This window comes from Chromobacterium sp. IIBBL 290-4 (assembly GCF_024207115.1).
Lineage (GTDB): Bacteria > Pseudomonadota > Gammaproteobacteria > Burkholderiales > Chromobacteriaceae > Chromobacterium.
Genome location: NZ_CP100128.1, coordinates 808,194 through 828,596, shown reverse-complemented (window position 1 = coordinate 828,596; position 20,403 = coordinate 808,194). Strand labels below are relative to the sequence as shown.

Annotated in this window: 17 protein-coding genes; 6 read left to right on the top strand and 11 right to left on the bottom strand. The window is 63.5% G+C overall.

Annotated features, from left to right (window positions below; all coding sequences use genetic code 11):
* The first annotated feature begins 112 nt into the window (after window positions 1-112).
* From NKT35_RS03725 to NKT35_RS03710, 4 genes are all read left to right on the top strand, one after another.
* Window positions 113-1,744, top strand: a complete 1,632-nt coding sequence (locus NKT35_RS03725) for a 3-(methylthio)propionyl-CoA ligase (RefSeq protein ID WP_254298983.1) — start codon at window positions 113-115, stop codon at window positions 1,742-1,744.
* A gap of 377 nt (window positions 1,745-2,121) precedes the next feature.
* A complete protein-coding gene (locus NKT35_RS03720; RefSeq protein ID WP_254298982.1) occupies window positions 2,122-3,999 on the top strand; it encodes a methyl-accepting chemotaxis protein in 1,878 nt (625 codons plus the stop codon).
* A gap of 91 nt (window positions 4,000-4,090) precedes the next feature.
* Window positions 4,091-4,288 carry a hypothetical protein gene (locus tag NKT35_RS03715; RefSeq protein ID WP_254298981.1) on the top strand — a complete coding sequence of 66 codons (198 nt, stop codon included), beginning with the start codon at window positions 4,091-4,093 and terminating at the stop codon, window positions 4,286-4,288.
* Between the two features lie 210 nt (window positions 4,289-4,498).
* The gene (locus tag NKT35_RS03710; protein ID WP_254298980.1) at window positions 4,499-6,385 is read left to right on the top strand and encodes a tetratricopeptide repeat protein; all 1,887 of its coding nucleotides are present in this window, start codon (window positions 4,499-4,501) and stop codon (window positions 6,383-6,385) included.
* A gap of 596 nt (window positions 6,386-6,981) precedes the next feature.
* Here NKT35_RS03710 and NKT35_RS03705 read toward each other — a convergent pair.
* From NKT35_RS03705 to NKT35_RS03670, 8 genes are read right to left on the bottom strand one after another with little or no spacing between them, the layout of a single operon-like run.
* Entirely contained in the window at window positions 6,982-8,364 is a 1,383-nt protein-coding gene (locus NKT35_RS03705; protein WP_254298979.1) for an FAD-binding oxidoreductase, read from the bottom strand.
* Window positions 8,361-9,029, bottom strand: a complete 669-nt coding sequence (locus NKT35_RS03700; protein WP_254298972.1) for a M15 family metallopeptidase — start codon at window positions 9,027-9,029, stop codon at window positions 8,361-8,363. The genes NKT35_RS03705 and NKT35_RS03700 overlap by 4 nt, the downstream gene beginning before the upstream one ends.
* Window positions 9,030-9,044: 15 nt before the next feature.
* Window positions 9,045-9,557 (bottom strand): cupin domain-containing protein, encoded by a 513-nt coding sequence (locus NKT35_RS03695; RefSeq protein WP_254298970.1) that lies wholly within the window; start codon window positions 9,555-9,557, stop codon window positions 9,045-9,047.
* Window positions 9,554-9,859: a hypothetical protein gene (locus tag NKT35_RS03690; protein ID WP_254298968.1), complete on the bottom strand. Its 306-nt coding sequence runs from the start codon at window positions 9,857-9,859 to the stop codon at window positions 9,554-9,556. Before NKT35_RS03690 ends, NKT35_RS03695 begins: the two co-directional genes overlap by 4 nt.
* A gap of 25 nt (window positions 9,860-9,884) precedes the next feature.
* Entirely contained in the window at window positions 9,885-10,508 is a 624-nt protein-coding gene (locus NKT35_RS03685; protein WP_254298967.1) for a glutathione S-transferase family protein, read from the bottom strand.
* A gap of 34 nt (window positions 10,509-10,542) precedes the next feature.
* A complete protein-coding gene (locus NKT35_RS03680; RefSeq protein ID WP_254298964.1) occupies window positions 10,543-12,006 on the bottom strand; it encodes a sodium:solute symporter family transporter in 1,464 nt (487 codons plus the stop codon).
* Complete coding sequence (locus NKT35_RS03675) at window positions 12,003-12,188, bottom strand: hypothetical protein (RefSeq protein WP_254298962.1); 186 nt, start codon at window positions 12,186-12,188, stop codon at window positions 12,003-12,005. Before NKT35_RS03675 ends, NKT35_RS03680 begins: the two co-directional genes overlap by 4 nt.
* Window positions 12,189-12,227: 39 nt before the next feature.
* The gene (locus NKT35_RS03670; RefSeq protein ID WP_254298960.1) at window positions 12,228-12,668 is read right to left on the bottom strand and encodes a GNAT family N-acetyltransferase; all 441 of its coding nucleotides are present in this window, start codon (window positions 12,666-12,668) and stop codon (window positions 12,228-12,230) included.
* 146 nt (window positions 12,669-12,814) lie between these two features.
* On the opposite strand from NKT35_RS03670, the gene NKT35_RS03665 reads away from it, so the two are divergent.
* Window positions 12,815-14,785 (top strand): phosphocholine-specific phospholipase C, encoded by a 1,971-nt coding sequence (locus NKT35_RS03665; protein ID WP_254298959.1) that lies wholly within the window; start codon window positions 12,815-12,817, stop codon window positions 14,783-14,785.
* A gap of 65 nt (window positions 14,786-14,850) precedes the next feature.
* Here NKT35_RS03665 and NKT35_RS03660 read toward each other — a convergent pair whose 3' ends face one another.
* Window positions 14,851-15,063 (bottom strand): cold-shock protein, encoded by a 213-nt coding sequence (locus tag NKT35_RS03660; protein WP_254298956.1) that lies wholly within the window; start codon window positions 15,061-15,063, stop codon window positions 14,851-14,853.
* Between the two features lie 206 nt (window positions 15,064-15,269).
* Window positions 15,270-18,704, bottom strand: coding sequence for a DNA polymerase III subunit alpha (gene dnaE / locus NKT35_RS03655; protein ID WP_254298953.1), 3,435 nt, complete (start codon window positions 18,702-18,704; stop codon window positions 15,270-15,272).
* A gap of 117 nt (window positions 18,705-18,821) precedes the next feature.
* On the opposite strand from dnaE, the gene NKT35_RS03650 reads away from it, so the two are divergent.
* Complete coding sequence (locus tag NKT35_RS03650; protein WP_254298952.1) at window positions 18,822-19,424, top strand: flavin reductase family protein; 603 nt, start codon at window positions 18,822-18,824, stop codon at window positions 19,422-19,424.
* A gap of 67 nt (window positions 19,425-19,491) precedes the next feature.
* Here the strand turns inward: NKT35_RS03650 and NKT35_RS03645 are convergent, their stop codons facing one another.
* Window positions 19,492-20,394: a VirK/YbjX family protein gene (locus tag NKT35_RS03645; protein ID WP_254298951.1), complete on the bottom strand. Its 903-nt coding sequence runs from the start codon at window positions 20,392-20,394 to the stop codon at window positions 19,492-19,494.
* Between the last annotated feature and the right edge of the window lie 9 nt (window positions 20,395-20,403).

Below are 20,403 nucleotides of genomic sequence, written 5' to 3'. Positions count from 1 at the left end.
AATGACGGATATATAAATCGAACAAGGGCCGGCCATCAGAAAATATGATTGGAGCGAATGCTCCATGGCGTCGTAACGTGCTATTTCCATACCAATAATGGGGAGATGCGAGATGTTGCGTGGCCAGATGATGGAACTGCCGTTGCTGATTTCCGACCTGCTTGTGCATGCCGAGCGCTTTCATGGCGACACCGAGATCGTGTCGCGCGCCGTGGAAGGTCCCATTCATCGCTATACCTATCGAGACGCCGCCCGCCGCGCGCGCCAGTTGGCCAACGCGCTGCCTGCCTTGGGCGTGGCGGCCGGCGACCGCGTCGGCACGCTGGCCTGGAACGGCTACCGCCACTTCGAGATCTATTTTGCCGTCTCCGGCAGCGGCGCGGTCTGCCACACCGTCAATCCCCGGCTGTTCCCGGAACAGATCGCCTGGATCATCAACCACGCCGAAGACAAGGTGCTGATGTTCGACGCCAGCTTCCTGCCCTTGGTGAAGCAGATCGCCGATCAGCTCAAGAGCGTGGAGCAGTTCGTGCTGCTGGCCGATCACGCCCATCTGCCGGCCGATAGCGGCATCCCGAACCTGCTCAGCTACGAGGATTTGGTCAACAGCCACAGCGATGTCTACGCCTGGCCCAAGCTGGATGAAAACGCCGCCTCCAGCCTGTGCTACACCTCGGGCACCACCGGCAATCCCAAGGGCGTGCTGTATTCGCACCGCTCCACTGTGCTGCATGCCTATGGCAGCTCGCTGCCGGACAGCTTCGATATTTCGGCGCGCGCCGTGGTGATGCCGGTGGTGCCGATGTTCCACGCCAACGCCTGGGGCCTGCCTTACAGTTGCGCGATGAACGGCAGCAAGCTGGTGTTGCCGGGGCCCAAGCTGGATGGGGCCAGCTTGCAGCAACTGGTGGCGGAGGAGGGCGTGACCACCACCATAGGCGTGCCGACGGTCTGGCTGCAGTTGTTGCAATATTGCCAGCGCGAAAAACTGTCGCTCGCGCCGCTCAAGCGCGTCATCGCCGGCGGTTCGGCGGTGCCGGAAAGCATGATCGAGCAACTGGCCGCGCAAGGCATAGAGATGCGCCAGCTATGGGGCATGACCGAGCTGTCGCCCTGCGGCACCACTTGCACGCCCAAACTGAAGCACGAGGGGCAGGGCCGCGAGGAGGAGATCAATCTGCTGATCAAGCAGGGCCGGCCGATTTACGGCGTGGACATCCGCATTGTCGACGACGCCGGCCTGCCTTTGCCGCATGACGGCGTGTCGTTCGGCAATCTGCAAGTGCGCGGCCCCTGGGTGCTGTCGCAATACTTCAAGCGCGAGCTGGACGCCAATCACAGCGCCGACGGCTGGTTCCACACCGGCGACGTGGTGACCATAGACGCCGACGGTTATATGCGCATCACCGACCGCACCAAGGACGTGATCAAGTCCGGCGGCGAATGGATCAGCTCCATCGATCTGGAAAACATCCTGGTCGGCCATCCGGCGGTGGCGGAGGCGGCGGCCATCGCGGTGGCGCATCCCAAGTGGGACGAGCGGCCGCTGATGGTGGTGACGCTCAAGCCCGGCGCCAAAGCCAGCCGGGAGGAACTGCTGGCTTACTTCGACGGCAAGATCGCCAAATGGTGGACGCCCAACGATGTGGCCTTCGTCGACGAGCTGCCGCACACCGCCACCGGCAAGCTGCTGAAGATGAAGCTGCGCGAGCAGTTCCGCCAGCATGTCTGGCCGGAGTCATGAAATTTGGATGAATTGCTCTAAAAGCGCTGGATTTTCATAGAGCAATTACGTTAGAATGCCGGCTGCACTGAGAACCGTGAGGTTTTGAGGTGTTAGCCCCTCGAAATATCAGGCTGGCAAAGGCCGGTCCGATGTTTCTTCCTCGTGTTGACCCCTGCCGCGTTGCCGCAGGGGTGTTTTTTTGTCCAATCGGCAGTGTTTTTCACATCGACGCCTGTCTGGCTACCACCTATCATAATTTGAAGCGGCATGAGTTTGATCAAGCTGAGTTTAGGCAATTTGATTTAGATTATTCTGCCGGCATCTAACAAAATATTATAAATGCAGCCCGGGGAAGCAGAATCTGCGTGGGCCTTACAGAGTAGGAAAGGGAAAACATGAAATCACTCCGCAGCCGCCTGATCGCGCTTAACGCGCTGCTGATGGCCTTGTTCGGCCTGGTGCTGGTCAGCATCGTCTTCATGCAGATGCGCTCAGAAATCCTGGAGGGCTTGGATAATGAATTTTCCGCCAGCCTGAAAGGGCAAAGCGCGGTGGTGAGCACTTGGCTAGGTGAAAAGAAACAGCAGATCGCCGCCCAGGCCAGCGCGGCGAACGAAGCCGACGCGCTGCGTTTCCTCAAAGTGGGCACCAAGGCCGGTGGTTTCAATGTCAATTACGCCGGTTTCTCCGACGGCCATTCGCTGTTTTCCGACGACTGGGTCGCGCCGGCCGACTACAAAGTGGCCGATCGCGACTGGTACAAAATGGCCAAGGACGCCGGCCAGCCCATCGTCACCGAGCCCTATGTGGACGAGGCGACCAAGAAGCTGACCGTCACCATCGCCGCGCCGTTCAGCCATAACGGCGCTTTCGCCGGCGTGGTCGGCGGCGACGTGATGGTGGATACCCTGGTCAAATCGGTGCTGGCGGTGAAGGTGCGCGGCAATGGCTACGCCTTCCTTGTCGACAAAAAGGGCACGGTGATCGCGCATCCGCAGGCGGACCTGACGCTGAAACCGCTGACGACGCTGGTGCCGGAGCTGACTGCCGACCGTTTCGCCCAATTGGTCCAGAACGATCAGGCCTCTGAGGCGCAAATCGGCGGCAAATCGATGCTGATCTCGGCGCAAACCATACCCGGCACCAACTGGATTCTGGCGCTGGTGGCCGACAGGGACGAAATCCTCGCGCCCTTGCACAAGCTGCTGTACACCATAGGAGGGCTGACGCTGCTGGTGTTCGCGCTGATGATCCCGTTCTCCAGCCTGATCATCGGCAAGATGCTGGCCGGTCTGGTGCGCTTGAAGGCGGCGATGGAAGACATCGCCCGCGGCCAGGGCGATCTGACGCTGCGCTTGAAAGACGACGGCCAGGATGAAATCGCCGCCACCGCGCGCGCCTTCAACACCTTCATCGCGCAATTGGGCAACCTGTTCCGCGGCTTGAAAGTGGACGCTCAGGGCGTGGTGGGCGGCGTGCAGGACGCCAGCCAGCTGGTGGCCAATGTGGCGCAAAGCTCGCGCCATATCTCCGACGTGTCCTCCTCCAACGCGGCGACGCTGGAGCAGATCACCGTCTCCATCTCCCATATCGCCGACAGCGCCCGCCAGGCCGACGATCTGGCCAGCGCCACCGGCCAGAATCTGGCCGCCAGCGCCGACAATATGCAACGCTTGTCCAGCGGCATGGAAAGCACGGTGCAGTCGGTAAGGGGGCTGGAGGAAATGTTGGCGGCCTTGGACAAGCGCTCGCAGGAGATTTCCGGCATCACCAATGTGATCCGCGACATCGCCGACCAAACCAATCTGCTGGCGCTCAACGCCGCCATCGAAGCGGCGCGCGCGGGCGAGCAGGGCCGCGGCTTCGCGGTGGTGGCGGATGAGGTGCGCAAGCTGGCCGAGCGCACCGCGCAAGCCACGCTGGAAATCTCCAATATGGTCGGCGCCATCCGCGAGGAAACCAGCCGCGCGGTGGGCGATGTCCACAGCACGGTGGAGGCGGTGGACGAAGGCGTGGGCCTGACCCGCGAGGCGGTGGACAATATCGCCGCCATCCGCGAATCGATGCTGGAAGTGGTGGCCAAGATGAGCGAAATCTCCAACTCCACCCAGGAGCAGCACAAAGCCACCACGCTGATCGCGCAAAGCTCGGAAGCGATCAACGGCCACGTGCTGGAGAACGACGACGTGCTGCAGAACGTCAGCAGCACCTTGCAAGGACTGGCCGGCAATGCGGGCAAGATGGATTCGGAGTTCAACAAGTTCAGGCTTTGACGGTCATTCTCTTGCAATGACGATGTCTTGAGGTTATGTTGGCAATAGCGGGGGATGGCAGTCCCCCGCCCGACAACCTAAAGGCAACGCCATGATTGCTTATTTAAAGCGCTACCAACATTACTTCGGTTTTCAAGTTCTAGCTATTGCCATCGGCTCGCTCTTATTGCTCGTCGCGCTGCGCACATTGTCGCCGCGAGGATTCTGCCTGGCGATTGTGCTGTGGTCGCTGCTGGTCGGCTGGGTGGGTTTGCAATTGATGAAAAGAGCGCACCTCGCCGGCAGATGATGGGCGGCCCGCGCGCTTTCCCCGCTGCTTGTGATTGAACGGCCGCTTCGCGCGGGCGGGAGCGCTCCGCCGCTTTCTGATCCGGAAGTCCTCATTTCCGTCCATGCTTCTTCTCCCCTAGCTCCCGTTTTTCTCCTGATAGCGGCAGCGTCTTGTCAGGCGCCCGTTTTGCTTGGAAGATTCTGAACAACGAATTCCGCCGGAGCCGCTATGCATGCCTTATCCACCGATGCTTTGACGGCAGGCCGTTTGCTGGGCGAAGGCAAAATCGGCGAGGCCCTGCAATGGGCGCAGCGGGTGTTGCTGGCGGAGCCCGACAATGCGCCGGTGTGGAATCTGCTGGGCGTCTGCGCCGCCAGGCTGGGGCAGAGCGGACTGGCCGAGCAATGCTGGGGTCAAGCCTTGGCGCTGGATGCGGCCACGCCGGACGCGCAGTTCAATCTGGGCTGTTTGCGGGAAGAGCAAAACGAGCCGGCTCTGGCCGAAGCTTGCTATCGGGCGGAATTGGCGCGCGATGCGTCCCATGCCGCCAGCCTGGGCAATCTGGGCAATCTTTTGCAGAACGATGGCCGCCTGGAGGAGGCGGAGGGCTGCTACCGCAGGCAGATGGATGCCCAGCCTGAGGCGGCGAATCCTCATTTCAACTTAGGCCGACTGCAGCGGCGACTGGGCCGTTTGGACGAAGCGGCGGAGAGCTTCCGCCAGTCCTTGGCGCGGCAGCCGGACGATGCCGAGGCCCTGCAATTATTGGGGCAGCTGTCGGCGGAATTGGGACAAGCGGAGCAGGCGGAACTTTGTTTGCGCCGGGCGCTGGCTCTCGATTCCGGCCACCTCGCCGCTTTGAACAATCTAGGCTTGTTGTTGACCGGACTGCGCCGTTGGGAAGAGGCGGAGCGCTTGCTGCGGCAAGCTTTCCAACAGTCGCCCGCGGCGGTGGCGGCCAATCTGGCGGCTTTGCTGACCGCGACCGGCCGGGCCCCAGAGGCGGAGGCGGTGCTGCGCCAAGCCGCTGCGGCGAAGCCTGGCGATGCGGATTGGCTGTGCGCGCTGGGCGTGGCCTTGGAGCAGCAAGGCAGGAGCGATGAGGCGGAGCAGGCCTGGGGGCAAGGCCTGCAGGCGGCGCCGGATCACCTGCGGCTGCGGCAGAATCTCGGCTATTTGCAGCTATCGCGCGGCCAGTGGCGGGAAGGCTGGGCCTTGCATGAGGCGCGCTTGGCGGCTGCCATCTACCCTAAACCGGATTCGCCCCGCTGGCAGGGAGAAGCGTTGAATGGGCGGCAGCTGTTGCTGATATTCGAGCAAGGCTATGGCGACGCCATCCAGTTCAGCCGCTATCTTCCCGCCCTGTTGGAGAGGGCCGAGGGGAGGGTAGCCGCGTTGTGCCGGAAACCGTTGCTGCGTTTGTTCTCCAGCCAATGGCCGCAAGTGTCGTGGCAGGCTATGGGGGATGCCTATCCAGCGGCATTCCCCGCTCACGATAGCCATGTGTTCTCGATGAGCCTGCCCCTGCTGCTGGCGCCCGAGCCATGGGCCTTTCCGCCTGATCTGAGGGCCGATCCTTTATTGCGCGAAGGTTGGCGCGAAAGGCTGGCGTTGGCACTTGGACGGAGGACGATAGGCCTGGTCTGGCGCGGCCGTTTCGAGCATCCCTTCGATCATTGCCGCTCGCTGCCAAGCCCGGCCTTGCTGGAGCCTTTGCTAGCGGATGCGTCCACGCTTTGGCTGTCTCTGCAGCCGGAGCCGACGCCGGAGGAGATTGCATGGCTGGCGCGACACGGCGTATTGGATCTGGGCTCCAAATTGGGCGATTTCGCCGATAGCGCTGCCTTGTTGTCTGAGCTGGACGGGATAGTGACGGTGGATACGGCGATGGCGCATTTAGCAGGGGCCTTAGGCTTGCCGTGTCGTCTGTTGTTGGCGTCTGAGCATGTTGATTGGCGCTGGGGACGGGACGGAGAGGCGACGTCGTGGTATCCCTCGATGCGGTTGATCCGCCAGCGGCATGGCGAGGCGTGGGAGGCGGCGATGGCGAGAGGATGGCTTGAGCCGCCCCCTCTCCCCAACCTCTCTCCCGCGAGGGGAGAGGGGCTTGCCTAGGCGATCTTGTTTTGGCTGACGGGAAGGTTTGAGTTCTACAGACGGCAGTCAGGATTGTTTGGCGGTGCCGTTCCCTATCGTCGGAGTGAATGGCCTCATCTTTGTCCGCGCCACTCCCTTCCCCTGGTCGGGAATGAGCTTGAGGAGTGGATTCGGTCTTGTCTACCCAGGAATGTTTGAACTCTGTGGCTTGCAGCCAAGTCCCTCCGTGCCTCCCCTCTCCCCTTGCGAGAGGTGGGCTTGAAGGGTGGATTCGGTCTTGCCTATCCGGAAATGTTGGAACTCTGCGGCTTGCAGCCAAGTCTCCTCGTGCCTCACCCTCTCTCCTTGCGGGAATGGGCTTGAGGAGTGGATTTGGTCTTGCCTATCCGGGAATGTTTGAACTCTGCGGCTTGCAGCCAAGTCTCCCCGTGCCTCATCCTCTCTCCTTGAGGGAGAAGGGTTTGATGAGTGGATTCGGTCCTGCCTATCCGGGAATGTTTGAACTCTGTGGCTTGCAGCCAAGTCTCTCCGTGCCTCCCCTCTCCCCTTGCGGGAGAGGGGGCGGGGGAGAGGGAGAGGGGGGGCATTGGCTGATGAGTACCAGAAACGGGGCGTTACAGCCACTTCCCAGGGTTCATCAAACCATCCGGGTCCAGCGTCCTCTTGATGTTGCGCATCAGCTCCAGCGCCAGCGGGTCTTTGTAGCGGACCAGCCAATCCTTTTTCAATTGGCCGACGCCGTGTTCGGCCGCCAGAGTGCCGCCCAGCCGGTAGACATGGTCGTAGACGATGGCGTTGACCGCCGCTTCGTCGTCAAACAGATCGATATTGCCGGGCCGGGTGAAACTGACGTTGTAGTGCAGATTGCCGTCGCCGGCATGGCCGAAGGCGACGATGCGGACGCCGGGGAAGGCGCGCTGCAGATCGGCCGCGCAGTCGCGCACCAATTGCGGCAGAGCGGAGGTGGGCACCGCGATGTCGTGTTTGATGCTGGGGCCGTCCTTGCGCTGGCTTTCCGATATTTCCTCGCGCAGCGTCCACAGCTTGCGTCTATCGCTTTCGTTCTGCGCGACCACGCCGTCCGCCATCTCCTGCGTGGCCAGCCACTCCACCAGCGCGTCGTTCAACTGGGCGGCATCGCCGCCGTCGGACAGCTCGATCAAGATCAGCCAGGGCGCGGTGAACGGCATCAGGCTGGGATGGTGGCGCTGCAGCACTTGCTGGCAGTTGGCGTCTATCACCTCGAAGGCGGTAAGCCGATCGCCGAAGCGGGCGCGCAGCCGGTTAAGCCAAGCGATCGCTGTCTCGATGTCGGCTACGCCGACCATGGCGGTGGCGTGAGCGAGCGGCAGCGGAAACAGCTTGAGCGTGGCGGCGGTGATCAGACCGAGCTGGCCTTCCGCGCCGATGAACAGCTGTTTCAGATCCAGGCCGGTGGTGTCCTTGCGCAGGCCTTGCAATTGATCCAGCACCCGTCCGTCCGGCAGCACCACCTCCAGCCCCAGCGTCAGCTCGCGCATGGTGCCGTAACGCAGCACCGCCACGCCGCCGGCGTTGGTGGAGAGATTGCCGCCGATCTGGCAGGTCCCTTGCGAGGCCAGCGCCAGCGGGAACAGCCGCTCGGCCGCTTCGGCGGCCTGTTGCGCCTCCAGCAGCGTGACGCCGGCTTCCACCGTCAGCGCGTTGTTGTCGGTATCCACCCTGCGGACGCTCTTCAGCCGGCGCATGGCCACGATCAGCTGGCGGCGGCTGGCGTCAGGCGTGGCTGCGCCGCAGGTGGAAGTGTTGCCGCCTTGCGGCACGATGGCGACCTGATGGGCGCGGCACAGTTTGACCAGGGCGGACACTTCTTCCACCGCGCCGGGCAAGGCCACGGCGAGCGGCGCGCCCTGGTAGCGGCGGCGCCAGTCCAAGGTGTAGGGCGCCGTGTCGCTGTCGGCGGTCAGCAGATGATGGGGGCCGATGACGGCGGCCAGCTGTCGCAAAAATTCGCTCATGCGGGTTCCAGCAGATGTTCTTCCACGGCAGGGTACAAGGCCTCGGGCGCGCCGGTGACGGCTGCCCAGTAGCGGTCGCCATAGGACCAGTGCCACCACTCGGAGGGATAGTTGACGAAACCAGCGGCTCGCATTGCCTGGATCAGCATGGCCCGGTTGGCGCGGGCGGCTTCCGGCAGGCCGGGAGCGTCGGTATAACAGGCGCCGCCCGATTCCTCGCTGTCGGCGTTGAATGGGCAGCCCATGTCCAGCTCGCGGCCGGCGGCATCGATCAGCGTCAGGTCCAGCGCCGCTCCGGTGGGATGCGGGGCCACCGCCGGCGGCGCGACGTAAAGGCTAACCTCGCTCAGCAGCTGAGCTTCATCCAGTTCCGGCCGCAGCGCGCGCAGCTTGGCCAGGTGCTCTTCGTAAGAGCGGCGTTGCCGAGCCAGCGGCCGGTAGGCTTCCTTGACATAGAAGCGCAGGCCATCGGGCAGCAGGCCGGCCGCCAGACGCAGTCGTTCGGCCACTGCGCGGCGGGCTTTCAAAAAGTGCGGGCTGCGGCTGGAGATCTGGCTGCGGCTCAGGTCCGTTTCCCATTCGGCATAGGCGGCGAGATCGATAAAAGGCTCGTCGCCGCCGGCGATGGCGATGTCGAGCAAGCTCGGGTCGGCTAAAGTCAGCATCGTGTCAAACGGCTTTCAAAAGGGTCCGTCGCTGGCGCGCAGCTTGTCCGGCAGGCCGTCATGGCCGCCGTCCGGGCGGGCCGGAGAGTCGAACCAATGTCCCGCGCCGGCGGCGGCGTTGCGTTCCGGGTTGCGCGGATAGTGGTAGCGGTTGTCCGCTCGGTGGCTGTCGCCGACGACCAACAATCTCACGGTCTGCTTGGTATTGTTGATGAAGGTATGGCACAGGCCGTCGCCGGCCTTGAAACCGACCGAGTCGCCCTCCGCCAGCCGGTGCAGCTCGCCGTCTAGCCAAACGTCGGGCGCGCCCTCCAGCACCAGGATGAATTCGTCCTCGGCGCTTTCGCAATGCGGCAGGCTGCTGCGGCGTCCCGGCTCCAGCCGCAGATGGTTGATGCCCAGCCGGGCAAAGCCGAAATGCTGGCCGAAACGGGCGGCATAGCCCATTTCCTCTTGGCTGCCGGGGTAGCGGCCGGCTTCCGGATTCTCCAGTTCGCGCCAGTGTTGGATGCAGTCGGGACGGCTCATGTGTCTTCCTCAGTAGTGGCCAGGCTGTCGCAGCCCGCGCCTATCGCCAGATAACGCCGCGCCAGCCGCCGGAAGCCGAGTTCCAGCCAAGCGGGTAGGCGCCGCAGATGGCTGCGGGGATGCATGATCAGACCGCAGCGGTAATGCGGGGTTTCCCATTTCAAGGCCGGACAGGGGCCGGTCTTGTGGCCCAGCAGCAGGCGCGACAAAGGACAGGGCGCTGCGGCGCAGCACACGCCGCAGCCATTGCAAGGCTGGCCGGGCGCGGGTTTGGCTGGCGCGGCCGCCTGCAACCATATCACTTGCCGGCTATTCATGACGAAAGAATTATTCGGGTATGTCCGCCGCCATCAGCTCGTCCGGATGCTGCCAGCCCGGCTGGGCGGCGATGCGGGCGAGCCAGGCCTGGATGTTCGGCCAGTCGGCGATGTTGAGGCCGGCGTCGCCCTGCCACCATAGATAGCCTGACAGCGACACATCGGCGATGCTGACCTGATCGCCGGCCAGATAGCGGCGCTCGGCCAGTTCTTGCTCCAGCACGGCCAAGTCTTCGCGCAGCCGCGCCTCCAGCCAGGCTTCCACCGCCGGCTCGTAGTGGGCCGCCAGCCGGGAGAAACGCAGATTGGGTAGCGACATGCCCAGACGGTTGGTTTCCCAATTCAGCCATTCGCGCACCCGTTGGCGCTCGCCCAGAGCGCCGCCCAAGGCGCCGTAGCTGTCGGCCAGCCATTGCAGGATGGCGTTGGACTGGCACAGCGGCACGCCGTCGGCCACCAGCACTGGCGCTTCGCCGAAGCGGCTGGCGGCGCGGAAATCTTCCGGGCGCTCGCCGCGCGGCAGGGACAGGTCGATATGGATGTAATCGTGCGAAATGTCAGCCAGTACCAGCGCCAGGCGCACTTTATAGCTGTGGCCGGAGAGATGGTTGCCGTAGAGGATCAGGTTGCTCATCTTGCTTGCTTTCGGTAAGGCGCATCAACTCATATTAGCGCTTGCCGCGCGATCCCAGCCAGGCGGCGGCGAAGGCCAGCGGCATGGCGAACAGCGCGGGGTTGGAATAGGGAAACAGCGGCTTGGCGTGGCCCAGCGCGGCCACCCACACCGAGGGGCCGCAGACGATCAGCGCCAGCGAGGCGGCTATGCCGGCCGCGCCGCCCCAGATCACGCCGCGGGCGGTGAGGCCGCGCCAGCGCAGGCTAAGCAGCAGCAGCGGAAAATTGGCCGAAGCGGCGATGGCGAAGGCCAGGCCCATCATCAAGGCGATATTCAGCTGCTGAAACACCGTGGACAGCAGCATGGCGGCCAGGCCCAGGCCCAAGGTGGCCAGGCGCGAGACTTTGAGTTCGGCCGCGGCGTCGGCGCGGCCTTTTTTCAGCCAACTGGCGTACAAGTCGTGGCTGATGGCGCTGGCGCCGGCCAGCGTCAGGCCGGCCACCACTGCCAGAATGGTGGCGAAGGCGATGGCGGCGATGGCGGCGCGGGCGAAATCGCCGCCCAGCAGCTCGGCCAAGTGCAGGGCCGCCATATTGACGCCGCCCAAGAGCTTGCCGTCCGCGCCGTGAAAGCGCGGATCGGGGCCGACCAGCGCCATCGCGCCGTAGCCTATGATCAGGTTCAGCGCGAAAAACGCGCCCACCAGCCAGGTGGCCAGCTTGACCGAACGGCAGGCGGCGCGAGCGTCGGCGACGGTGAAGAAGCGCATCAGCACGTGCGGCAGGCCCAGCAGGCCCAGGCTCAGCCCCAGGCCCAGCGACAGCACCTCGATGGGGTCTGACAAGCCCTTGCTGGGCAGGAAAACCGCGCCGCCGCGCAGCTGCTCCACCGCTTGGAACAAGCGAGCCGGGCTGCCGTCGAAACGGCCCAGCACGCCGATGGCCAGCAGCAGCGCGCAGACGAACAGCAGGCTGGCCTTGCCGATCTGCACCCAGGTGGCGGCCAACATGCCGCCCGCCGCCACATAGGCCATCATCAGCGCGCCTACCAAGCCGACCGCCGCCAGGTAAGGCAGGCCGAACAGTAGCTCGATCAATTTGCCCGCGCCCACCAATTGCACGATCAGATAGCACAAGGTCACCGTCAGCGTGCTGGCGATGCCCACCAGCCGCACGCCGCCGTGGTCGAAGCGCTGGCTCAGCACCCCGGCCACGGTATAGCGGCCTTGCTTGCGCAGCGGCTCGGCCAGCAACAGCAGCAGCAGCGGCCAGCCGGCCAGCGTGCCCACCGCGTAGGCCAGCGAGTCGTAGCCCTGGCCCAGATACATGCCGGCCGCGCCGAGAAAGGCCGCGGCGGACAAATAGTCGCCGGCCAGCGCCAGGCCGTTTTGCCAGGCGGGCAAGCGGCCGCCGGCGGTATAGAAATCATTGAGGGAGGCGGTGCGTTTGCGGGCGGCGGCGGTCAGCGCCAGCGTCAGCAGCACCAAGGCCAGGAACAGGATTTGGGCGAGGCTCATTCTTGCGTTCCCCGGCCATAAAACGTAGCGATCAGGCAGAGCGCCAGCATGGCGGCCAGCGCCAGGACAATGGCGGCAGGCAGGCCTGCGACATGGCCGGCCAGCCAGGCCGGGCACAGGGCCAGAATCAGGTAATAGCCCAGGCTGGAAGCCAGGGCGAGGAGAACCAGCAGCAACTTCATGCGCGCTTCACTCGGGCAAAGGATCGAGTGTAGCGCATGTCAGCGCGGCTGCCACTCCATCAGCAAGCGCGCTTCGCCGGGGCCGAAGTAATGGGGCTCGCGGCCGATTTCGGCGAAGCCGAGCCGGCGGTACAGGCCGACGGCCGGATTGGCCGGATCCACCGTCAGCCGGATGCTGGCGGCGCGGGGCTGCATCGCCTGCATGGCCGCCTGCAGCAAGGCCTTGCCCGCGCCTTGGCCGCGGCAGGCCGGCAGCAGGGCGAGCGACAGCACCCATAAGTGCGCCGGATCCTGGCTGGGCGCGCCCAGCAGATAGCCGGCGGGCTGGTCCGCCTGGTCCACGGCCAGCCAGAACCAGCTGGGCCACAGGTCCAGCGCCTGGCGGAAGAAGAAGTCGGGGTAGACGTGTTCGCCGAACACGGCTTGTTCGATGGCGAAGACGGCGGCGAGATCGGCGTGAGTGGCCTGGCGGAGTTTCATCGGAGCTATGCTGAAGATTGAGGTTCTGGTACCGGCCAAGAGTAAACCATGCGGCGGTTTCATCAAACAATCATATTGCTTGAGCACACTGCGCGCTGGCCAGAATTGCCATGGTCATGGATCGTGAACCTATCTGGAGCGTTGTCATGAGCGAATTGTCGCGTCGCGAGTTTTTGAAATTGTCCGCCGCCGGGATGGCGGCTGGCGCTATTCCCCCCGGCCTGGCGGCCGCGATGGGCGTGAGGCCGGCGGGCCGCAGCCTGTCGTCGGTCAAGCATGTTGTGGTGTTCATGCAGGAAAACCGGTCGTTCGACCACTATTTCGGCAGCTTGCGCGGCGTGCGCGGCTTTGGCGACCGCAGCGCTTTGCAGCTGCGCAGCGGCAACAGCGTGTTCCGTCAGCCGACTTTGGCCTCCGGCGAATATCCCTTCCATCTGGATACCAGCCGCACCAGCGCCCAGTACCTGACGGATCTGGACCACTCCTGGACGGGCACCCACGCGGCCTGGAATCAAGGCAAGTACGATGGCTGGATCGCCGCCAAGTCCAATCTGACCATGGGTTACTTCACCCGCGCCGACATTCCTTATCACTACGCGCTGGCGGACGCCTTCACCATTTGCGACCACTACTTCTGTTCGGTGCAGGGGCCGACCAATCCCAACCGCTTGTATTTGTGGAGCGGCATGATCGATCCGGCCGGCAAGCACGGCGGGCCGGTGACCGACAACAGCGAAAAAGGCTATAGCTGGACCACCTATCCCGAGCGTTTGCAGAACGCGGGCGTCAGCTGGAAGGTGTATCAGGTGCTGGGCGATAATTTCGACGACAACGCCTTGGCCTGGTTCACCCAATATCGCAATGCCAAGGCCGGCAATCCGCTGTTCGATCGCGGCATGAGCTCGGTGCCCAAGGTCAGCGGCAACTCGGTGCCGGACCTGGTCGCCGCCATCCGCAAGGACGCGGTGAACGGCACGCTGCCGCAGGTATCGTGGATCGTCGCGCCGCAGGAGTACTCCGAGCACCCCAGCGCCGCTCCCGCGGCCGGCGCTTATCTGCTGGATCAGGTTCTGCAAGCGCTGACGGCCAATCCCGATGTGTGGGCCTCGACGGTGCTATTGCTCAATTACGACGAAAACGATGGCTTGTTCGACCACCTGCAGCCGCCGGTGGCGCCTGCCGGCACGGCGGACGAGTTCATCGGCGGCCTGCCTATCGGTTTGGGGCCGCGGGTGCCTATGCTGGTGTTGTCGCCTTGGAGCCGCGGCGGCAATGTCTGCTCCCAGGTATTCGACCACACCTCGGTGATCCGCTTCCTGGAGACCTGGACCGGGGTGCAGGAACCCAATATCTCAGCCTGGCGGCGGCAGATCTGCGGCGATCTGACCACGGCGCTGGACTTCAGCAGCAGCAATGTCAGCGTGCCGGCCTTCCCCGATGCCTCGGCTCTGCTGTCCCAGGCCCAGCAGACCAAGAACTGGCCCGCGCCCACCGCGCCGCAGCCGGGGCAGATGCCGCAGCCGGAAAACGGCCGCCGGCCGGCGCGGGCCTTGCCTTATCAGTGCAATGCCTATGGCAGCACCGATCTGTCGTCTGGCATCTTCTGGGTGCATATGCAGAACGGCGGCAAGCAGGGCGCGCATTACGCCATCTACGCCAACCAATATCGAATCGACGGCCCCTGGCAGTACGATGTGGCGGCGGGCGCGGAGATCAAGGACTACTTTCATGCCCAGACTTACGGCAATGGCTGGTACGATCTGACCGTTTACGGCCCCAATGGCTTCCTGCGCCGCTTCGCCGGCAATCTGAAGAGCGCGTTGGGCGTGCTGGAGGCGGTCAGCGCGGTCTCGGTCGTGGCGGGCGTGCCGCAGCTGACCTTGCAGCTGAACAACCAGGGCGGCAAGGTGGCGGTTTTCCAGGTGAGCGGCAATGCTTATGGCGGTTCGGCGCCGCAACAGGTCACGGTGACGCCGGGCGGCGGCCAGCTGTTGAGCTGGAACCTGTCCAGCGTCTACGGCTGGTACGACTTCACCGTCACCTGCACCGGCGACAGCAGCTTTGTGCGCCGCCTGGTGGGCCATGTGGAAAACGGCGCGGCCAGCATAAGCGGTTGAGCGCGGCGGCTGGACAATAAAAAAACCCCTGTCGATTCGACAGGGGTTTTTCGCTGCTCGGACGATTACTCGACGCGAACTTGTACGGCTTGCAGGCCTTTTTGGCCCTTTTCAACCACGAAGGAGACAGTTTGGCCTTCTTTCAGGCTTTTGAAACCATCGCTTTCGATTGCTTTGAAATGTACGAACAGGTCGTCGCCGCCACCTTGAGGGGTGATGAAGCCGAAGCCTTTTTCATCGTTGAACCACTTTACGGTGCCGGTTTGGCGATTAGACATGGGGTATCTCCAGGAAACGGGTATTTTCAGTGCCGAAAGCCCAGATCGGCTGATCTGGCACCTTAGCCCATCATAAGCGAATTCGCGCGCGAGCGGCTGATTAGTCTATCATCGCGGCGCGCAACGTTGGCATCATAGCCTGCCCAGCCTTGCGCGGCAAAGAAAATGCCGCGCAAAGCATCTGAAGGCGGCCGGCGAAGCGTCGCTTACCACATCACCTTGACCTTGTCTTCGCCCAGCCAGTCGCCCAGCGCCAACAGCAGGCCATCGTCAAGCCGCACGCCCCACTCCTGGGGCAGCATCAGCTCGCCCTTGGCCTGGCCGTTGTTGTAGGCCAGCCGCACCAGGCAGCCGGCGTCCTGGCTCTTGAAGGGGTGCAGTTCGGATTTGAGCCGGGCGATGTCCGGCTTGGCCGGCAATTGCAGCGCCAGGCCGCGGGCGTAGCGGCTGCGCGCTTCGCCCAGCGTGTGCAGCTTGTCGACGACGATGCGCAGGCCGCCGGAGAAGCTGTCCTCGCTGACCTTGCCCTCCACCACCAGCACGATGTCTTCCTTCAGCTTGTCGCGGTTGAGCTCGAAGCTTTCGGCGAACAGGCACACTTCCAGTTTGGCCGAGCCGTCGTCCAGTTGCACGAAGGCCATTTTGCCGCGGTTGCCCACTTTGACGCGGATGCCGGTGACGAAGCCGGTCAGCAGTTGCGGCTCCTTGCGCGGGCTGAGGCGCGACAGCCGGGTCTTGATGAAGCCGCGCACTTCTTTCTCATAGGCGGCGAAGGGGTGGCTGGACAGATAAAAGCCGATGGCCAGTTTTTCCTCGGCCAGCTTGACGGCGTCGTTCCATGGCCGAGTGGCCACCATCTCCACGGCTGGGGCGACATCGTCGCCGAACATGTCGAACAAACCGCCCTGGTTGGCGTTGGCGTGCTCTTGCTCGGCGGCGTCCATGGCCAGGCCGACATTGGCGAACAGCAGCGCGCGGTTGGGCTCGATGGCGTCGAAAGCGCCGGCGCGGATCAGCGCCTCGATCACGCGTTTGTTGACCAGCTTCTTGTCGGTGCGTTTGCAGAAATCGAACAGATCGGTGAACGGTCCGCCGCTTTGGCGCGCGGCGACGATGTGATCGACCGCCGATTCGCCGGTGCCCTTGATCGCGCCCAGCGCGTAGCGGATTTCCTGGCGGCTGACCGGCACGAAGCGGTAGAAGCTGTGGTTGACGTCCGGCGGCAGGAAGGTGATGCCGTTTTTGCTGTCCTGGCAGTCGTCGTAGAACACCTTCAGCTGGTCGGTGTTGTCCAATTCAGTGGACATCGTCGCCGCCATATAGGCCGCGCAGTGATGCGCCTTCAGCCAGGCTGTGTGGTAGGCCACCAGCGCGTAGGCGGCGGCGTGCGATTTGTTGAAGCCGTAGCCGGCGAACTTCTCCATATAGTCGAAGATTTCGTTGGCCTTGGACTCGGGAATGTCCTGTTTGGCCGCGCCCTGCACGAACATCGCGCGCTGGGCCACCATCTCTTCGACCTTCTTCTTGCCCATGGCGCGGCGCAGCAAGTCGGCGCCGCCCAAGCTATAGCCGCCGATCACCTGGGCGGACTGCATCACCTGTTCCTGGTACACCATGATGCCGTAGGTCGGGGCCAGCACCGGCTCCAGCAGCGCGTGCAGGTACTCGAACTTGGCGCCGTGCATACGCTGGATGAAGTCCGGGATCAGGTCCATCGGACCCGGACGGTACAGGGCCACGAAGGCGATAATTTCCTCGAACTTGCTGGGTTTTGCCTCCACCAGCATCTTTTTCATGCCGGAGGACTCGAACTGGAACACGGCGGTGGTGTTGGCGGTGGCGAACACCTTGTAGGCCGGCTTGTCGTCCAGCGGCAGGTGGGCGACGTCCACCTCTTCGCCAGTGATGTCCTTGATGTACTTCTGCGCCAGCTCGATGATGGTGAGGTTGCGCAGGCCCAGGAAGTCGAACTTCACCAGGCCGATCTGTTCCACGTCGTCCTTGTCGAATTGCGAAACCGGCGACGCGCCTTCGCCGCTGGCGATGTACAGCGGACAGAAGTCGGTCAGCCTACCCGGCGCGATCAACACGCCGCCGGCGTGCATGCCCAGGCCGCGGGTCAGGTCTTCCAGCTTCATCGCCAGTTCGATCAGCTCCTGCGCGCCCTCGCTCTCTATGATTTCGCCGATCTGCTGCTCCACCTGCATCGCCTTGTCCAGGCTCAGCGGCTTGTTGGCCTCCAGCGGGATCAGCTTGGACAGGCGGTCGCACAGGCCGAAGGGCAGGTCCAGCACGCGGCCGACGTCGCGGATCACCGACTTGGACGACATGGTGCCGAAGGTGACGATCTGGCTCACAGCCTCCTCGCCGTATTTGCGGCGGGTGTATTCGATCACGCGCCAGCGGTTTTCCTGGCAGAAGTCCACGTCGAAGTCGGGCATCGACACCCGTTCCGGGTTCAGGAAGCGCTCGAACAGCAACGCGTATTTCAGCGGGTCCAGATCGGTAATGGACAGGCTGTACGCCACCAGCGAGCCGGCGCCGGAACCCCGGCCCGGTCCCACCGGGCAGCCGTTGCCTTTGCCCCACTGGATAAAGTCCGCCACGATCAGGAAGTAGCCGGGGAAACCCATCTGGATGATGGTGTCGCACTCGAACTTCAGCCGCGCGTCGTAATCGGGCCGCTTGGCTTCGCGCTCGGCCTCGTCCGGATAGAGCTGCTTCAGCCGTTCTTCCAGGCCGCGCTTGGCTTCGTAGACCAGGAAATCGTCCAGCGACATGCCGTCCGGCGTCGGGAACAACGGCAGGTAGTTCTTGCCCAGCACCACTGAGATATTGCAGCGCTTGGCGATTTCAACGGTATTGGCCAGCGCTTCCGGAATATCGGCGAAGCGGGTCTCCATCTCCTCAGCGCTGAGGAAGTATTGGCATTCGTTGAAGTTGCGCGGCCGGCGCTTGTCGCCCAGCGTGAAGCCCTCGGCGATGCACACCCGCGCTTCGTGCGCCTTGAAATCGTCCTTATCCATGAACTGGATGGGGTGGGTGGCGACGACGGGCAGTTCGGCTTCGCCAGCCAGCCACAGGGTGGCTTGCACCACGCTTTCCACCTGCGGGTTGTCCACGCGCTGGATTTCCAGATAGAAGGCACCGGGGAACAGTCTTTCCCAGTAGTCGGCGCGGCGGCGCGCCTCGTCGCGCTGGCCCATGGACAGGGCGACGCCGACATCGCCCAGATGCGCGCCGGACAGGCAGAGGAGGTTGCTGTTGTCGCCGCTCTCCAGCCATTCGCGCTTGATCTCGGCGCGGCCGCGGTACTGGTTGTGGCTGAAGGCCTCGGTCAGCAGTTCGCACAGGCGGCGGTAGCCCTCGCGGTTCTTCGCCGTCAGCATCAGCCGGTAGGGCTTGTCGCGGTCTTCCTCGTTCTCCAGCCAGATGTCGGCGGAAATGATGGGCTTGATGCCCTTGTTGCGGCAGCTCTTGTAGAACTTGACCATGCCGAACAGGTTCATCAGGTCGGATACGCCGAGCGCGGGCATCTGTTCCTTGACGGCGCGTTTGACCGCGTCATCGAGGCGGACGATGCCGTCGGTGATGGAAAACTCCGAGTGGAGGCGAAGATGGACAAAGCGAGGTGCGTTCATCCCGGCATTTTACCGGCTGGCGGGATGGCGAACCAGTTGAATTCACGGCTGGCACTCGGCGGCCTTGCCGCATTAGAATGCTGGCATGGCAATATTCACCTCGGGCGAAGCGAAACGATGGAGTTCAATGTGCAGCAATTGGAGCGAACGAATCTGTATCAACTGCTGGTGGGCTGCGTGTTGCCGCGGCCCATCGCCTGGGTCAGCACGCAGGATGTGAAGGGCGTCTGCAATCTGGCGCCGTTTTCTTTCTTCAATGTGATGAGCGTGACGCCGCCTTTGCTGGGTTTCAGCATCCTCAAACAGGCGTCGGAGCGGGATAAGGACACGCTGGCCAACATCCGTCTGACCGGCGAGCTGGTGGTCAATATCGTCAGCCAGCCTTTGGCCGAGGCGATGAATATCACTTGCGGCAGCTATCCGGCCGATGTGGACGAGTTCGAACTGGCGGGCTTGGCCAAATCGCAGAGCGTGACGGTGAAGCCGCCGGGCGTGGCCGACGCGCCGGTGCGTCTGGAGTGCACGCTGCATCAGTGCCTGACTTTCGGACATGGCACCGGGGCCGGCAATCTGGTGCTGGCCGAAGTGCGGCATATCTATGTGGCGGATCAGGTCTGGAAAAACGGCGCCATCGACGACGTCGGCCTGCAGGCGATCGGCAAGCTGGGCGGCGACCGCTATAGCAAGGCCGAACCTGCGTTCAGCCTGGCCCGGCCCTGACGGGTCTTGCCTGCCGCGAAGGAGCGTCCGTTCGCGGCGGCAGCGTGAGGGCTTGTGTGAGCGGGTATTAAACCGCGCGGGCGGTTTGGGCGGACAACTCGTCCAGCAGCGTGTAGCGGCGTTGGTATTCGGCGCGCTTTTTGCTGGCGATGTCTTCCATGGCCTTGCGCGGAATCGTCAGCGGAAGGCGGTAGAAACGGCCGTTCTCCACCGGCTCGCCTTCCAGCGTTTGCCAGAAGCTGTCGTAATCGGCGAAAAAGTCGCGGCGATAGCGCCAGGAGCTGTAGATATGCTCGCGGTTGCCTACGGCCAGGATTTCATCGACGCCGATCTTGCGGGCCAGCGCGGTCAGCGCCTCGATGGCTAGCCGCTTGGGGAACAGCCCGTGCGCCGCCTTGGTGGCTTTTTGCACGGTTTCCGCTCCATGCGGCTTGCGCGGGCCTTGCAGGCCGCCCACTACCAGCACGGAGAGGTCTTCGCGGCGGGTCAGCGTGAAGGTCAGGGTGGCTAGCGGCACCCGATCCGCATTGCAAACCTGCAGTGACAACTCACCCTCCTTGTCGAAGGAGTGGTTCAGCGTCAATTGCGCCAGCAGGCTTTCCTCATTTTTGCCCGAGACTTGCGCAAGCTCCAACTGCGCATTGGACAACAGAACTTTCAGGGCTTGGGCGTTGAAAGTTCTTTCTTGCAGCGCATAGTGGTTTTGCAATGCGGCAAGTTTGCCTGCAGGGCCCAGTGAGCGGTACAGGTAGGGACGATGCAGCTTGCAAGCCAGCCTGGGATTGCGTTTCAGATAGGTGAGCAGGGATTGCGAGCGGAAAGTATTCAGCCAACGCAAAGTCCACGGCAGCGTCAGCATGCCGCGGAGAGCGAATTTGAAGCGGTTCTTGCCTTCGTCGAAGCCGTCCCGTTGCGAGAACGAGCCATTGGCCAGCGACCAGAACAGATCCATGGATTGAATGACAGTCATGCGTACCTC

Bases quoted from the DNA above. Each gene is read 5' to 3' on its own strand.
- NKT35_RS03680 (WP_254298964.1), bottom strand. From the start codon at position 12,006: ATGAGCCTCGCCCAAATCCTGTTCCTGGCCTTGGTGCTGCTGACGCTG.
- NKT35_RS03660 (WP_254298956.1), bottom strand. From the start codon at position 15,063: ATGTCTAATCGCCAAACCGGCACCGTAAAGTGGTTCAACGATGAAAAA.
- NKT35_RS03725 (WP_254298983.1), top strand. From the start codon at position 113: ATGTTGCGTGGCCAGATGATGGAACTGCCGTTGCTGATTTCCGACCTG.
- NKT35_RS03645 (WP_254298951.1), bottom strand. From the start codon at position 20,394: ATGACTGTCATTCAATCCATGGATCTGTTCTGGTCGCTGGCCAATGGC.
- NKT35_RS03715 (WP_254298981.1), top strand. From the start codon at position 4,091: ATGATTGCTTATTTAAAGCGCTACCAACATTACTTCGGTTTTCAAGTT.
- NKT35_RS03705 (WP_254298979.1), bottom strand. From the start codon at position 8,364: ATGAGCGAATTTTTGCGACAGCTGGCCGCCGTCATCGGCCCCCATCAT.
- NKT35_RS03665 (WP_254298959.1), top strand. From the start codon at position 12,815: ATGAGCGAATTGTCGCGTCGCGAGTTTTTGAAATTGTCCGCCGCCGGG.
- NKT35_RS03720 (WP_254298982.1), top strand. From the start codon at position 2,122: ATGAAATCACTCCGCAGCCGCCTGATCGCGCTTAACGCGCTGCTGATG.
- dnaE (WP_254298953.1), bottom strand. From the start codon at position 18,704: ATGAACGCACCTCGCTTTGTCCATCTTCGCCTCCACTCGGAGTTTTCC.
- NKT35_RS03710 (WP_254298980.1), top strand. From the start codon at position 4,499: ATGCATGCCTTATCCACCGATGCTTTGACGGCAGGCCGTTTGCTGGGC.
- NKT35_RS03700 (WP_254298972.1), bottom strand. From the start codon at position 9,029: ATGCTGACTTTAGCCGACCCGAGCTTGCTCGACATCGCCATCGCCGGC.
- NKT35_RS03685 (WP_254298967.1), bottom strand. From the start codon at position 10,508: ATGAGCAACCTGATCCTCTACGGCAACCATCTCTCCGGCCACAGCTAT.
- NKT35_RS03650 (WP_254298952.1), top strand. From the start codon at position 18,822: ATGGAGTTCAATGTGCAGCAATTGGAGCGAACGAATCTGTATCAACTG.
- NKT35_RS03670 (WP_254298960.1), bottom strand. From the start codon at position 12,668: ATGAAACTCCGCCAGGCCACTCACGCCGATCTCGCCGCCGTCTTCGCC.
- NKT35_RS03695 (WP_254298970.1), bottom strand. From the start codon at position 9,557: ATGAGCCGTCCCGACTGCATCCAACACTGGCGCGAACTGGAGAATCCG.
- NKT35_RS03675 (WP_254298962.1), bottom strand. From the start codon at position 12,188: ATGAAGTTGCTGCTGGTTCTCCTCGCCCTGGCTTCCAGCCTGGGCTAT.